Origin of the sequence: Pedobacter psychroterrae, assembly GCF_004331695.1 — a bacterium.
In the GTDB taxonomy this organism is placed as follows: Bacteria; Bacteroidota; Bacteroidia; order Sphingobacteriales; family Sphingobacteriaceae; genus Pedobacter; species Pedobacter psychroterrae.
This window is the reverse complement of record NZ_SJSL01000001.1, coordinates 315,155-329,577: the sequence shown is the minus strand read 5'-3', so window position 1 is coordinate 329,577 and position 14,423 is coordinate 315,155. Positions and strand designations below refer to the sequence as shown.

12 protein-coding genes are annotated in these 14,423 nt (G+C 40.0%); 6 read left to right on the top strand and 6 right to left on the bottom strand.

Translation table 11 applies throughout. The annotated features are described in order from the left end of the window. Positions 1-2 precede the first annotated feature (2 nt). Positions 3-569 (top strand): WcaF family extracellular polysaccharide biosynthesis acetyltransferase, encoded by a 567-nt coding sequence (locus tag EZ437_RS01405; protein WP_131592502.1) that lies wholly within the window; start codon positions 3-5, stop codon positions 567-569. Continuing rightward, positions 560-1,780 carry a WcaI family glycosyltransferase gene (locus EZ437_RS01400; RefSeq protein WP_131592500.1) on the top strand — a complete coding sequence of 407 codons (1,221 nt, stop codon included), beginning with the start codon at positions 560-562 and terminating at the stop codon, positions 1,778-1,780. Before EZ437_RS01405 ends, EZ437_RS01400 begins: the two co-directional genes overlap by 10 nt. On the opposite strand, the gene EZ437_RS22030 is transcribed toward EZ437_RS01400, so the two are convergent. Genes EZ437_RS22030 through gmd form a run of 6 tightly spaced genes read right to left on the bottom strand, consistent with a single transcriptional unit; the run spans position 1,781 to position 8,475 of the window. Beyond that, on the bottom strand, positions 1,781-2,881 hold the full coding sequence (locus EZ437_RS22030; protein WP_225869526.1) for an acyltransferase family protein: 1,101 nt from the start codon (positions 2,879-2,881) through the stop codon (positions 1,781-1,783). A 42-nt stretch (positions 2,882-2,923) separates the two neighbouring features. Beyond that, positions 2,924-3,862 carry a hypothetical protein gene (locus EZ437_RS01390; RefSeq protein WP_131592496.1) on the bottom strand — a complete coding sequence of 313 codons (939 nt, stop codon included), beginning with the start codon at positions 3,860-3,862 and terminating at the stop codon, positions 2,924-2,926. Between the two features lie 3 nt (positions 3,863-3,865). Beyond that, positions 3,866-5,320, bottom strand: a complete 1,455-nt coding sequence (locus tag EZ437_RS01385; RefSeq protein WP_131592430.1) for an MBOAT family O-acyltransferase — start codon at positions 5,318-5,320, stop codon at positions 3,866-3,868. A gap of 31 nt (positions 5,321-5,351) precedes the next feature. Continuing rightward, complete coding sequence (locus EZ437_RS01380) at positions 5,352-6,431, bottom strand: mannose-1-phosphate guanylyltransferase (protein WP_131592428.1); 1,080 nt, start codon at positions 6,429-6,431, stop codon at positions 5,352-5,354. Then, positions 6,431-7,363, bottom strand: coding sequence for a GDP-L-fucose synthase family protein (locus tag EZ437_RS01375; RefSeq protein ID WP_131592426.1), 933 nt, complete (start codon positions 7,361-7,363; stop codon positions 6,431-6,433). The genes EZ437_RS01380 and EZ437_RS01375 overlap by 1 nt, the downstream gene beginning before the upstream one ends. Further along, positions 7,363-8,475: a GDP-mannose 4,6-dehydratase gene (gene gmd / locus EZ437_RS01370; protein ID WP_131592424.1), complete on the bottom strand. Its 1,113-nt coding sequence runs from the start codon at positions 8,473-8,475 to the stop codon at positions 7,363-7,365. The genes EZ437_RS01375 and gmd overlap by 1 nt, the downstream gene beginning before the upstream one ends. 333 nt (positions 8,476-8,808) lie before the next feature. Here gmd and EZ437_RS01365 point away from each other — a divergent pair, with 333 nt between their 5' ends. The 4 genes from EZ437_RS01365 to rfbC all read left to right on the top strand — a co-directional run bounded on the left by EZ437_RS01365 (position 8,809) and on the right by rfbC (position 14,410). Then, a complete protein-coding gene (locus EZ437_RS01365; protein ID WP_131592422.1) occupies positions 8,809-10,230 on the top strand; it encodes a UDP-glucose 6-dehydrogenase in 1,422 nt (473 codons plus the stop codon). A 9-nt stretch (positions 10,231-10,239) separates the two neighbouring features. Then, entirely contained in the window at positions 10,240-11,634 is a 1,395-nt protein-coding gene (locus EZ437_RS01360; RefSeq protein ID WP_131592420.1) for an undecaprenyl-phosphate glucose phosphotransferase, read from the top strand. Between the two features lie 301 nt (positions 11,635-11,935). Continuing rightward, a complete protein-coding gene (locus tag EZ437_RS01355) occupies positions 11,936-13,870 on the top strand; it encodes a polysaccharide biosynthesis protein (RefSeq protein ID WP_131592418.1) in 1,935 nt (644 codons plus the stop codon). A 3-nt stretch (positions 13,871-13,873) separates the two neighbouring features. After that, positions 13,874-14,410, top strand: coding sequence for a dTDP-4-dehydrorhamnose 3,5-epimerase (gene rfbC, locus EZ437_RS01350; RefSeq protein WP_131592416.1), 537 nt, complete (start codon positions 13,874-13,876; stop codon positions 14,408-14,410). Positions 14,411-14,423: the final 13 nt, after the last annotated feature.

Here is a 14,423-nt window from a genome sequence, read left to right as displayed (position 1 = left end):
ATATGGAAAATCACACAACATCGAAAGTAAGGTTAGGAGATTTTGATGCTTCAATAGGGTTAGATAGGGGTGCATCAAAACTTAAGGAGATCGGCTGGTATTTTGTGAAGATGCTTTTTTTTCTGACTTCTTTTCCATTTCCTAATTCACTGAAAAAGCTTTTGCTTAAGCTTTTTGGTGCACAGATAGGCTGCGGTGTGGTGATCAAACCTAGAGTGAACATACATATGCCATGGAAGCTTTCCATAGGCAACGATGTATGGATAGGCGAAGAGGCATTTCTATTGAATTTTGAACAGTTGACTATTGGACATAATGTATGTGTTTCTCAAAGGGCATTTCTTTGCTGTGGAAATCATGATTACCGGGTTCCTTCCATGCCCTACAGGAATGGCCCGATTACATTGATGGACGGCTGCTGGATAGGTGCGGGTAGTTTTGTAGCACCTAATGTGACGGTAGGTACAGACACGATTGTTACAGCCCATTCTGTGGTAACAAAATCCCTGGAAAGCAATGGCGTCTATAGCGGGAATCCTATAATTTATATAAAACCCAGATGGAAATAAAGAAAAGTGTATTGGTTTTAGGTATTAATTGTTTCCCTGAGCTTACGGGCATTGGGAAATATAGCGGAGAGATGGTTAAATGGTTTGCAGAAAACGGCCACCGTACAACTATGGTTACTACCCCTCCCTATTATCCGAATTGGAAGGTTCAGCCTCCCTATTCCGGAAAGTGGTATTTGAAGGAGAAGCCCGCGGATAATCTGACCATTTATAGGTGTCCGCTGTATGTGCCATCGGCTCCTACCGGATTGAAAAGATTGATTCATGAAATGACATTTTTCGTGTCGGCTTTTTTTGTGGTCTTTAAGTTGTTGTTTCATAAGAAGCACGACGTGATTATGGCAATAGCCCCGCCTTTTCACCTCGGATTTTTGGCATTGTTTTACCGGTTTTTTAAAGGAGGAAAAATTGTGTACCACATCCAGGATTTGCAGATAGAAGCGGCAAAGGAACTAAAGATGTTAAAGCCATGGATGTTTGGTCTGCTGTTTTCATTGGAGCGTTTTATTCTTAATAGGGTCAACATCATCAGTACCATATCAGCCGGTATGAAAAAGAAAATACACGCTAAAGTGAACCGTTCAATTACCCTGTTCCCAAACTGGGTAGATACAGATAGTTATTATCCGGTTTCCAGCAGGCATGCGCTAAAAGCAGGTTGGGGTTTTCTCCCGGAAGACCGGTTGGTACTCTATTCTGGCAGTATAGGAGAGAAACAGGGCCTGGATAGCATACTGCGCATAGCAAAAGAGTTGAGCAGCCATGAACGCCTGAAATTTATAATTTGCGGGACGGGGCCGTTTAAGGAAAAGTTACAACAAATGGCTGCACAAATGGAACTCAGGAATCTGAGCTTTCTCCCGTTGCAACCCAATGAAGTCTTTAATGATTTTATGAACATTGCGGATGTACATCTAGTATTACAGAAAAGTGATGCAAGTGATCTGGTAATGCCATCCAAGCTTACCACCATACTTTCCGTGGGAGGGTTGGCTTTGGTTACGGCTAAAGATGGGACTACTTTGTACGAAGTAATTAAAACATATAAAATGGGTGAAGTCATTTTTCCTGAGGATGATCTTTTGCTATCCCGGGCAATATTGAATTGTAGCACTGGTGATTTCTCTGAGGAGCGAATAAACGCCCGGCAATACGCGGAGAGATATCTTAATAAAGATAATATCCTGAGAGAATTGACCAGAAGTTTTTAACTAATACTCAGCTACAGCGTGTCGGGCAGGACTTCTTTTGAAAATTTTCCGCAGCGTCTTTATTGGGAAATCGAAAATGCGATCCCACCATTTACGTTTATTCTCCAAAAATAGTGCTATCGGGACAATTATCACCAAAATGCTGATCATCGCGATCCAAAACTGGATAATGTCGCCAGACCTAACCGGAAAAACAGCCTGCCATAAGGCTAATAATGGAAAGTGAAATAAATATAGGGGAAATGTTAAATTAGCAACTTTACGGAATCTGTCGAGAAATGCAGGTTGAATGTTTGTCTTAGTTGTTTCCGTAACGGAATATAATGCAACCGAAAGGAATAGACCAAGGATTATGTCCTTGATAAATTGATTCGCATAGTTAAATGGAGGCTGACCTAATTGGAAAGGCAGCGCAGGTAAATATTTTAGCAACACTATTGCTATAGCAATTGAGGTGGCAAAGACTAGTCCGTAACTTTTTGGTGGGGCTTTTCTAAGTGATAACTTATACGCAAGACGTCCGAGGAGCCAAATTGGCATCATCGACAATATTGATGGCCCAGCTATCAGACATGCAAAAGCTAGTAAAAGGTAAGATCCCCTGTTTTTCCTATAAAACCATGCTCCAAAAATAACGTAGTACCAGAATTCGTAACTTAATGACCAAAGAGGTGCGTTTAATTTGGGTGACGATGAAAAAAACCAAATGTCGTTTAGACAAAGTATGGAGATAAAGTATCGTACAACAGGAGATGAATTTGAATACTTGCTGTAAACAGAGGGGTTAATGTAATATATGATTATTTGTATGATAGCGGTAAATAGTATCGCGGGTAATAGTACCGAATATAGCCTGCTTAACCGGGCTTGTGCGTAATGGACTGCCCCGCGATTGTTTTTGGTTGTAGTATAAGAGATAACATAACCTGATAATACAAAGAAAGTTACGACACTGAAATGTGCCAAATCGAGATCAGGAAAAAAATTATAGCTTTTATACCAAACGGTATAACCATGCGTGAGGAATACGACGAGTGCTGCTAAAAGTCTAAGTATGTCAAGAATAAAACTGGTTTTCCAACTTAGGTAGTTTTTACTCATATTCCCGTCCATTTCATCGTTTAATTAAGTCACCCATAATTTTTAGTTTTTTGCATATTTAGCCAGAGGTTTTATATCGATTGTTTCCAATAACCTTTGATTAAAAACCACTACCCCGTACTGATTCAGATGATGATCATCATAAAAATAGTTGTCGGTCAGGGTTAGCATCTTGTTGAAATTGTAGTAAGTTCCCAGTTTTGAAATGACTCTGTCCATTTCTACATTGTTTTTAGTCAGGGCGTACTTTTCTTTGGTGACAGGCGACTGGACTAACGTGTATGTTAGATTGTTGCTTTTTATTTTATTGATTATCCGGACCAAGGCGTCCATCTGCATGTCTGATATTTCGACATCAAACTTAATGTCTTTTCCTGCTTTGGCTTTGTACTTTTTGTAGGATTCAGTAAAGCCACCAACTATATATTTGTCCGGACTAGCTATTTTTTTTACAGCTTTAGAGGGTTTTAAGATATTATTTATGGAAGAATAAATGGCAGCATTGATGACGATGATGTTTTTCTGTTTTAAAAACATTGCAGCGAAATTTTTGTCCAGGCAATCATTCGCTATCAGGTCCAGTGAAGATTCAATGCCATTGCTTGCCAGTAGCGCCGGGTACACATCTATAATAATGTGTTTTGGATTGAACTGGCTGAGATACTGATTGAATAGTATTTCTGTCTGGATGGGGGTTTGTGCGCTGGAGCCTAAGTTGAAGACTTTGATGCCTTCTTTTTTGAAGATTCTAGGGTCATACCCTCTATATGCATGTGATGACCCAAGAATAAGTAAATCGATATTTTTAGTGGTGTCTGCATCGCGTAATCTCTGATCAAGCTGACCGGTACTTGCTTCGCGATATTTTAAGTTCTTGCGATACTTGCCCGGAAAAATTTTACCCCAGGAGAACACAATAAGAGGATAAACTATCAGCACAAGGCAGGAAAAATAAAAGAGATTAATCAGGTACTTTTTCATAGCTCAGAATTGAAAATAAATGAATTCCGTTTCCTCAGTATGCATATACATGCCAATTAGAAAAACGATGAATATATAGAAACTCCACCTCAGTGGCCGCTTCCAGTTAAAGCCGATCTTTTCAATAGCATAATTGGTTTCTCTGCCCATCCATTCGACTAAAACAAAGGGAATGATCAGCATAATAATGGTTATAGAAGCCCTTAGTTCTGGATGGTAAAACGGTATTTTAAAAATGTCTTTCGAAAAAATGCCGGTTATATAACTCCATGCATGACCAACTGAACTGGCCCTAAAAAATATCCATGCAAAGACTGTCAACGCGAATGTGGTAGCTATTTGCCACAATTCATAAAGTGTGGGAAAGGTCCTGCCCTGGGCAACGATGTCGATGTTGTTCCTGTTGGTTTTGAATATGATGGATGGCATGATGAACAGCGCATTCAATCCTCCCCAGATGATAAATGTCCAGTTGGCACCATGCCAGAACCCACTCACGAGAAATATGATAAAAGTATTTCTGATCCTCATAGCCATGCCGCCTTTACTTCCGCCCAAAGGGATATATAAATAGTCTTTAAACCAGGTGGAAAGGGAAATGTGCCAGCGCCTCCAGAACTCTGCAATATCTCTGGAGAAATAAGGGAAATTAAAATTCTTTAATAGTTCAAAACCAAAGAGCCTAGCGGTTCCAAGCGCTATGTCTGAATACCCGGAGAAATCTCCATAAATCTGAAATGTGAACAGTATTGCACCCAATATCAATGTGCTTCCCGAATAGTCTGATGAGTTATTAAATATAAGATTGGCGTATTCGGCACAGCCATCTGCTATCACTACCTTTTTAAAGATGCCCCATAAGATCTGCCTTAAGCCATCAACTGCTTGCGCATACCTGAATGTTCTGGGTTTTTCCATTTGCGGAAGTAGATGTGTCGCACGTTCTATGGGGCCAGCTACCAGTAAGGGGAAGAAGCTTACGAATAATGAATACTCTATGAAATTTGTGGTCGGTGTTATTCTCTTATTATATATGTCAAACACATACGACAGACCGTGAAAAGTATAGAAGGATATACCTACAGGAAGTATTATATCCAATGAGGTTATGTTGGCATTGATGCCAATTTGTGACAACGCCTCACCAAAAGAATGGGAGAAAAAATTGTAATATTTAAATATACCTAAAAAGCCAAGATTGATCCCTACGCTAAGGATCAGCCAAATTTTTCTGAGTCTTTTATTGTCAGTACGGTGTATGGCAAGGCCTGAATAAAAGTCAAGAAAGGTGGAGAATGCGAGTAAAAAAAGAAAGCGCCAATCCCAACAGCTATAAAAAAAATAACTCGCGGCCAAGAGCAATATATTCTGATATTTTAGCGATCTGTTGACAACAAACCAGTATAATATAAATACTACCGGTAAAAAGATCAGGAAATTTAGCGAGTTGAAAAGCATAGTGCGGGATTAAGCAGGTGTAATTTTTCTTTTATTGGAATAAATCGCCGTATTCGGTACTCATGGTTTTTACAATTTCTTTGATCGATTGTTCTTCCTTCTTTGGATAGATCAGTAAGGCATTTCCTTCATCTACTACGATAAAGCCATCCAACCCTTTTAGTACAGCCATTTTATCGCTGTTGATATGGATGATGCTGTTGTGTGTGTCCTCTATGTGTATGTTTTTTGCTGAGATTACATTGTTCTGCTTGTCTTTTGGGACTGCTTCATAGAGCGAAGCCCAGGTGCCCAGATCTGACCAACCAAAATCCGAAGGAATGGTATATACATTGTCTGCCTGCTCCATTATCGCATAGTCTATAGAGATATTGGGACTGGTTGGATAGTGCTCATCTATAAAACTACGCTCAGCGTCAGTATTGTATAAGTCTATTCCTTTGGTAAACAGGGTGTGGATTTCGTTCGCGTATTTTTCGAGCGCCTTTAGTATAGAGCCGACTTTCCAGATGAAAATCCCCGCATTCCATACATAATTTCCTTCTGCCAGAAATTCCCTGGCTTTCTCTAAAGTAGGTTTTTCCTTGAACTGGATAACTTTGTGGATTTCGTCCGTATTTTTATGTTCATATTTAATATAACCGTAACCGGTATCAGGTCTCCTGGGTGATATGCCCAGGGTAACCAGCGCTTCTTGTTTTTCAGTGAAGCCAAGCGCTTTATTTATCTTGCTAAGGAAGATGTCTTCGTATAATATAAAATGGTCTGAAGGTGCTACAACGATATTGGCTTTTGGGTTTAATCCTTTAAGCTTAAATGAGGCGTATGCGATACAGGGAGCTGTGTTATTCCTGCTCGGCTCGCAGATAAGTTGAGAAGCAGCAATTCCGGGCAGTTGCTCAAGAATGATGCCCTCATACTGGCTGTTTGTGACGATGAAGATATTTTCAACCGGACATAACTTTAAAAATCTGTGGTAGGTGAGTTGAAGCAGTGACTTGCCGATTCCAAGGATGTCGATGAATTGCTTTGGAAAAGTGTTGCGGCTTTTAGGCCAAAACCGGCTGCCTACTCCGCCAGCCATGATCAATACGTAGTTGTTCTTATTCATTAATTCCATTTAAAGTCTTTTACTTCTTCATATACTTTTTTAATTCCCTCTTCCAGTGAAATGCGGGCCTTCCAGCCTTGCTTGTTTAATTTGCTGACATCCATTAATTTCCTCGGTGTGCCGTCGGGTTTGCTTGTGTCTGTTACTACCTGACCTTCGTAGCCTATAATTTTTACAACCAGTTCAGTTAGTTCCAATATGGATATGTCATCTCCTACACCTATGTTTACGAGGCCAGGTTCGTTGTATGTTTTCATTAAATAAAAGCAGGCATCAGCCAGGTCATCCACATATAAAAATTCCCTGCGGGGTATGCCGGTTCCCCAGATGGTCACCGTATCATCTCCATTGTTTTTTGCGGTAATTACTTTCCGGATCAATGCAGGAAGTACATGCGAATTATTTAAATCGTAGTTGTCATTGGGTCCGTATAAATTGGTAGGCATCACAGAAATGTAATTGCATCCATACTGGGCTCTGTAGGCGTCGCACATTTTGATCCCGGCAATTTTAGCAATGGCATAGGGCTCATTTGTAGGCTCCAGTTCGCCTGTTAACAGGTATTCTTCTTTTAATGGCTGCGGGGCCAGCTTGGGGTAAATACAGGATGAGCCCAGGAACATCAGTTTTTTGACATTATTTAAGTGAGCGGAGTGTATCACATTATTTTGGATCATCAGGTTCTCATAGAGAAATTCGCCGCGATAAATGTTGTTGGCCAATATTCCGCCAACCTTTGCTGCGGCAAGGAAGATGTATTCGGGCTGTTCAGTTTTAAAAAAATTACCTACCTGCTCCTGATTTCGCAGATCCAGCTCCTTTGAAGAACGGGTAATGATATTGCTAAAGCCTTCCATTTCCAATTTTCTGACAATTGCTGACCCAACCATTCCATTGTGGCCAGCTACATAGATCTTATCCGATTTATCCATTATTCAAATTGATTTTTAACAATGTATCCGGCTTCTTTAAGCATACGCTCTTTCTCAAAATATTGGATGTCTGATACCATCATATCGTTTACCAGGGCTGCAAGATCATATTTGGGCTCCCAGTTTAGTTTTGATTTACATTTAGATGGGTCGCCTATTAAAAGTTCAACCTCGGTAGGACGGAAATAGCGTTCGTCAACAGCCACTACTTCTTTTCCAATCTCGATCTGGAACCTTGGGTCACTGCATGAAACTACTACTGCCACTTCTTTGACGCCTTCTCCAAGAAAATCCAGAGAAATGCCAACTTCTGCAAAGGACATTTTTATGAAATCACGCACAGTAGTGGTGATACCTGTGGCGATGACAAAATCTTCAGGAACGTCCTGCTGGAGGATTAACCACATCGCTTTTACATAATCTTTAGCATGTCCCCAATCCCTTCTCGCGTCCAGATTTCCCAAATAAAGCTTGTCCTGCATACCTAAAGCTATTTTAGCGGTTCCCCGGGTAATTTTTCTTGTCACAAAGGTTTCTCCCCGCAAGGGACTCTCATGGTTGAAAAGAATTCCATTGCATGCAAACATTCCGTAAGCCTCCCGGTAGTTGACTGTGATCCAATAGGCGTACATTTTTGCTACTGCATAAGGCGAGCGAGGGTAGAAAGGAGTGGTTTCGGACTGAGGTACGGCCTGTACCAGGCCATATAGCTCAGAGGTAGAAGCCTGGTAGACCTTTGTCTTTTTTATCAGGCCGAGTATCCGAATGGCTTCCAGTATACGCAATGTCCCGATTCCATCTGCATTTGCGGTATATTCGGGAGTTTCAAAGCTCACTTGCACATGACTCATGGCTCCCAGGTTATAAATTTCATCGGGCTGTACCAGTTGGATAATCCGGATCAAGTTTGTAGAATCACTCAGATCACCATAATGTAAAATGAAGCGAACATTACTTTCGTGAGGGTCCTGATAGAGATGATCGATGCGATCGGTATTGAAAAGTGAGCTTCTTCTCTTAATTCCGTGTACTTCATAACCTTTTTTTAATAATAAATCGGCTAAATATGATCCGTCTTGACCAGTTACTCCTGTTATTAATGCTTTTTTCATTATTTTGTTGTGTTTTTTAGAAAACAGTTGCTTTTTTTGGTTAAAAAAAGATTTTATTGACTCTAATTTTGATATCACCACAAAAATATCATTTAAAATTAAATATTTGGTATATAAATTTGAAATATGTTGATTTAGTGCGTCAATAAGTATAATAAATTGATGATTAATTTGAATTTGTAGCTAAATAGCGGCTTATATTGTTATTTTTTGTGTTATTTTTAATAATTATCTTAAATAAATCAATGTAATGCGATATATTTGTAGTGAAATTCTGATTTTTTAGTTTTTCTGGTTATTACTTATTGAGTTTTTGCATTAAAATTTAGATTTATGAAGATCACAAGCATTTGTTGTATAGGCGCAGGATACGTAGGTGGACCCACCATGGCTGTTATAGCCAAACAATGTCCACATATCAAAGTAACCGTTGTAGATTTAAATGAAGTGCGTATTGCGGCATGGAATGACCCGGATGTAGATAAGCTACCGGTATACGAACCCGGGCTGGGTGAAATTGTAAAAGAAGCGCGGGGTAGAAACTTGTTTTTCTCGACCGATGTGGATGGTGCCATTGAAGAAGCACAAATGATATTCATTTCTGTAAATACTCCGACAAAAACCTATGGACTTGGAAAAGGTATGGGTGCAGACCTGAAATGGATAGAGTTATGTGCCAGGCAAATTGCACGTGTTTCTACTTCAAACAAAATTGTCGTGGAAAAATCTACCTTGCCTGTGAGAACTGCTGAAGCGATTAAGGATATCCTTCAGTATACTGGTAGCGGAGTTCAATTTCAGGTTTTGTCTAATCCTGAATTTCTGGCAGAAGGAACCGCGGTGGATGATCTGTTGATGCCAGACCGGGTACTGATAGGTGGTGATCCTTCTCCTGAGGGCGGGGATGCCATACAGTCGCTTGTCGACATTTATGCTACCTGGATTCCAACCGATCGCATTTTAACAACGAATGTGTGGTCTTCAGAGTTGTCTAAATTGGTGGCAAACGCATTTCTTGCGCAGCGGATCTCCTCTATAAATGCCATTTCAGAGCTTTGTGAAAAGACAGAGGCAGATGTGAACGAAGTTTCACGCGCAATAGGTGCCGACAGCCGGATAGGGCCAAAATTTTTAAAGGCATCGGTTGGTTTCGGAGGTTCCTGCTTCCAGAAAGATATTCTTAACCTGGTTTATATATCCCGTTCTTTTGGCCTAACCGAAGTGGCAGATTATTGGGAGCAGGTAATTATTATGAACGATCATCAGAAGCGTCGGTTTGCATTGAACATTGTTCGCAACCTATATAATACTGTATCTGGTAAGAAGATTGCTTTCCTGGGCTGGGCTTTTAAGAAAGATACCAACGATACCCGTGAATCTGCTGCAATATACGTAGCTGACTATTTGCTGAATGAACAGGCGGATGTGAAGGTATTTGATCCCAAGGTAAGTGAAAAGCAAATCTATGCTGATTTGGACTACCTGGGCTCCCGCGATCCTGATCAAAACAGATTGGGACTTTCGGTCATAAATGACCCCTATGAAGTATGCAAAAATGCACATGCTATTGCCGTATTGACTGAATGGGATGAGTTTAAGGATTATGACTGGCAGCGTATTTACGATTCAATGCTTAAGCCAGCGAAAATTTTTGACGGTCGTAACCTGCTAAATGCACAAAGGCTAAGAGATATAGGTTTTATTGTTCAGTCAATTGGCAGTGCGAATGTAAAGTCTCATACTGTCATAGCGTAATAAGAATTTATGGTTCAGACACGATACATTTATTTATTGAGATATGTTTTGCTGGTGTCAGATCTGATTCTTCTGAATGGTGTTTACTATATAGCTTATTTAATGACATTACATCTGGGCAAGTCTGCGCCAGCGCAACTGCATCAACATTTCGTGGTGGTCAGTAACCTGATCTGGCTGTTTAATTCTGCAGTCTGGGGATTGTATACCAGTTATGGGGTTAGAAAACTGGAAAGAATTTACAGGGGTACGTTCAGGAGTTTTGCCATGCATGTAGCGCTGTTTGGGGTTTATCTTGCCATTGCGGGCAACATCGATTTTTCAAAGGTATTCCTGTCTGCCTTTTACATTTCACTTTTTGTATTTTTTATCATGAGCCGCTTTGCCGGTACGGTAATTCAGTATGTATTTCTCAATCGGCTTAACCTCGCTAAAAAAATTGCTGTGATGGGCTCTAACGATACTGCTGTGAGAATTTCTAATTACTTTGACAAGCACCGGAGTGTTCAGTTTTACGGTTCTGTGGGCGATGATGACTCTATCTATGCGCAGGACGGAGATATCTTAACGGAGACTGTCTCTGAGAATCTTGCGCAGGCCGCGGCAAATGGGGTAATGGACGTATATGTGGCGGTGGCGCCTGAGCGGATGGGAGATGTAAAGTCGTTGTTGTCTGAAGCAGAAAAACAATGCGTGCGGTTAAAGTTTATTCCAGATTTTGGAGGTGCAATCGGTTCGCCTTATACAGTTAGTTATCTTGGTGGGGAATTCCCGATCATTACCTTGCGTCAGGAACCATTGGAGGAAATGGGCAGCCGGTTTAAAAAACGGATGTTTGACGTGCTATTTAGTTCCCTCGTGATACTTTTTATATTGAGCTGGCTGTATCCTTTAATTGCATTGATTATCAAGCTGCAAAGTCACGGGCCTGTGCTTTTTAAACAATTAAGAAGTGGTAGAAACGACGAACCATTTTGGTGCTACAAATTCAGGAGCATGACAGTGAACAGGGAAAGTGACAAAAAACAAGCCACCAGAGATGATGCCCGGGTAACTTCCATTGGAAGATTTCTGCGCAGGACCAGTTTAGATGAAATGCCTCAGTTTTTTAATGTTTTTTTAGGAAATATGACTGTGGTGGGGCCGAGACCGCATATGTTAAAGCATACTGAAGAATATAAAGCCATCATTGATCAGTACATGGTGCGCCAGTTTTTAAAGCCGGGAATCACCGGTTGGGCACAAGTAAATGGTTTCAGAGGCGAGACCAAAACCTCATTAGATATGGAAAACAGGGTGAAATGTGATATCTATTACCTCGAGAACTGGAGTACCATGCTGGATGTTAAAATAATTTTTATGACCATTATTAACGTTGTAAGGGGAGAGAAAAATGCTTTTTAGTCAGCCTTATAAATTTTTATTTTTTAAACATGATATGGATGATAATATGCCTTCCGGAATAAAGAAAGACCCGCCAGAAGTGAATAAAAGAAAAAATGATGGTCAATACGATGGTTTTGTATTCGCGACAGAAATCTTCATTACCATAGTTCTTTTGATACTCATTTACTTTTTAACCAGGTAGCAATAGGTCTTCCTGGCTTTAAATGTTTAATTCATAGGTATGCTAAATATACCCAGTATTGGGTATGACTTTATTTAATTTATTGTTAGCTTTGTAACGGAAATAAAACACCGATACATGTTCTCTAAATTAGAAATAGTACCTCGCTGGATTATATTTACAATTGACATTTGCTTAAGTGTCTTCGCTTTATTGCTTGCGGAAATTGTAAGGCATAACTTTTTGATAGACAGCATTGATGCATTGTCTTTGTATAAATCGGTTATTTTAACCATCATAATCAATACCCTTGTATTCTTCAACATCAAAACTTTTGCCGGAATAGTCCGATATACCAGTGCCCAGGATTCATTCCGGATTCTTTTTGCCATAACACTGGCTTCATTAGCAGTTTTCTTTTCAAATGCGCTGGTAGTTGTTTTTTTTGGACAGAGTCTGATCAGTAATGTCACGATTATCATCTACTCACTGTTTAGCTTTCTTTTTTTAATTACTTACCGGGTAATTGTTAAGTATTTTTTCATGTACATTAAGAATGCAAAACTGGACAAAATCCGCATTATTATTTATGGAGCCGGAGAAGCAGGGGTAGCGACAAAAAGAACCTTCGATCATGACAATAAAGTTAATAAGACGATTATAGCCTTTGTAGATGATGATTTACGCAAGGTAGGGAAAGCAATAGACGGAGTGAAAATTCTGGATGCAGCCAGTTTGGAGAATTTAATTATTAAGCATGAGGTGGACGAAATCATTTTTGCTTCTTACACCATTCCTTCCGAAAGGAAAGAGCAGATCGTAGATGTCTGCCTCGAAAATGATGTAAGGATCTTAAACATTCCTCCTCCGGATGTTTGGGCACGTGGTGATGTAAGTACCGCGCAAATACAAAACCTAAACATAGAAGACCTGCTGAACAGAAAATCAATCCAGATTGATATCGATGGAATACAGGATCAGTTGAAAGGAAAAAGGATCTTGATTACCGGTGCTGCAGGTTCCATAGGCAGTGAGATAGTCAGGCAGTTGATGAAATTTGAAACAGGGCTGATCATTATGTGCGACCAAAGTGAAACAGGGCTGCATACCTTGTACCTGGAATTGGAAGAGACCCATAAAAACACCAATTTTCATGCTTTTATCGGGGACGTAAAGGACGAGAAAAGAATGCAATTTCTTTTTGATCTTTTTAAACCCCATTATGTATATCATGCAGCTGCCTATAAGCATGTCCCAATGATGGAGGATAATCCGGCCGAAGCGATTAAGACCAATGTACTTGGAACAAAAACCATAGCGGATCTGTCTGTAAGGCATGGAGTGCAGAAATTCGTGATGATCTCTACCGATAAGGCAGTCAACCCGACTAATATCATGGGGGCTTCCAAAAGGATAGCGGAAATTTATGTGCAATCACTTAATAATTCCCTGAGCAATGATGGGGTGATTTTTTCTAATGGTTTAAGTTATTTGAATGAATCGGATGTGAAGCCTATTACAAAATTCATTACCACAAGATTTGGCAATGTATTGGGATCTAATGGTTCTGTTATACCCAGATTTAAACAGCAGATAGAAAAAGGTGGTCCTGTAACAGTAACGCATCCAGAGATTACCAGGTATTTTATGACCATTCCTGAAGCCTGTCGCTTGGTGCTGGAAGCCGGATGTATGGGAAAAGGAGGGGAAATTTTCGTATTTGATATGGGCAAGTCAGTAAAGATCGTAGAGCTGGCCAAGAAAATGATCCGTTTAGCCGGTTTGGTGCCCAATGAGGACATTAAAATCACCTATTCAGGACTGAGGCCTGGAGAAAAGCTATACGAGGAGCTATTAAATGACAACGAGAATACCATGCCAACCCATCATGAGAAAATTATGATCGGTAAGGTGAGGGAATATGTGTTTAATGAAATTGAAGCTCAGATTTACCAACTGTTGGATCACGCCATAATTAATGACAATAGAAAAGTGGTGATCCAGATGAAAACCATCGTCCCGGAATTTAAGAGCAAAAATTCCAAGTTTGAAGAATTTGACCAGATCGGCTAGCCAATGAAGATAGAGAAAACTAAGCTGGAGGGCTGTTTCATTATACAGCCACAGGTTTTTACCGATTCGAGAGGATATTTTTTTGAGAGTTTCAATCAACAGAAATTTGAATTGGCAACAGGGGCAAATGGATATTTTGTGCAGGATAATCAGTCAGCTTCCACTTACGGAGTTGTGCGTGGCCTTCATTTTCAAAAGGGTGAATTTGCTCAGGCAAAATTGGTCAGGGTAATAGAAGGCAGGGTTTTAGATATTGCAGTTGATTTAAGAGCAGGTTCAAAAACCTTTGGACAGTGGGTGGGAATCGAACTAACAGGTGAGAACAATTGGCAGTTTTATATACCCAGAGGGTTTGCACATGGATTTTCAGTGTTAAGCGAAACAGCAGTCTTTGCTTATAAATGTGATAATGAATACCATAAAGAAGCAGAAAGCGGAATCAGGTATGACGATCCAACATTAAATATTGATTGGGGAATACCTGCTAAGGATATGGTGATTTCAGAAAAGGACGCAATTCAACCCTATTTTAAACCATAAAATTAAATCAAGT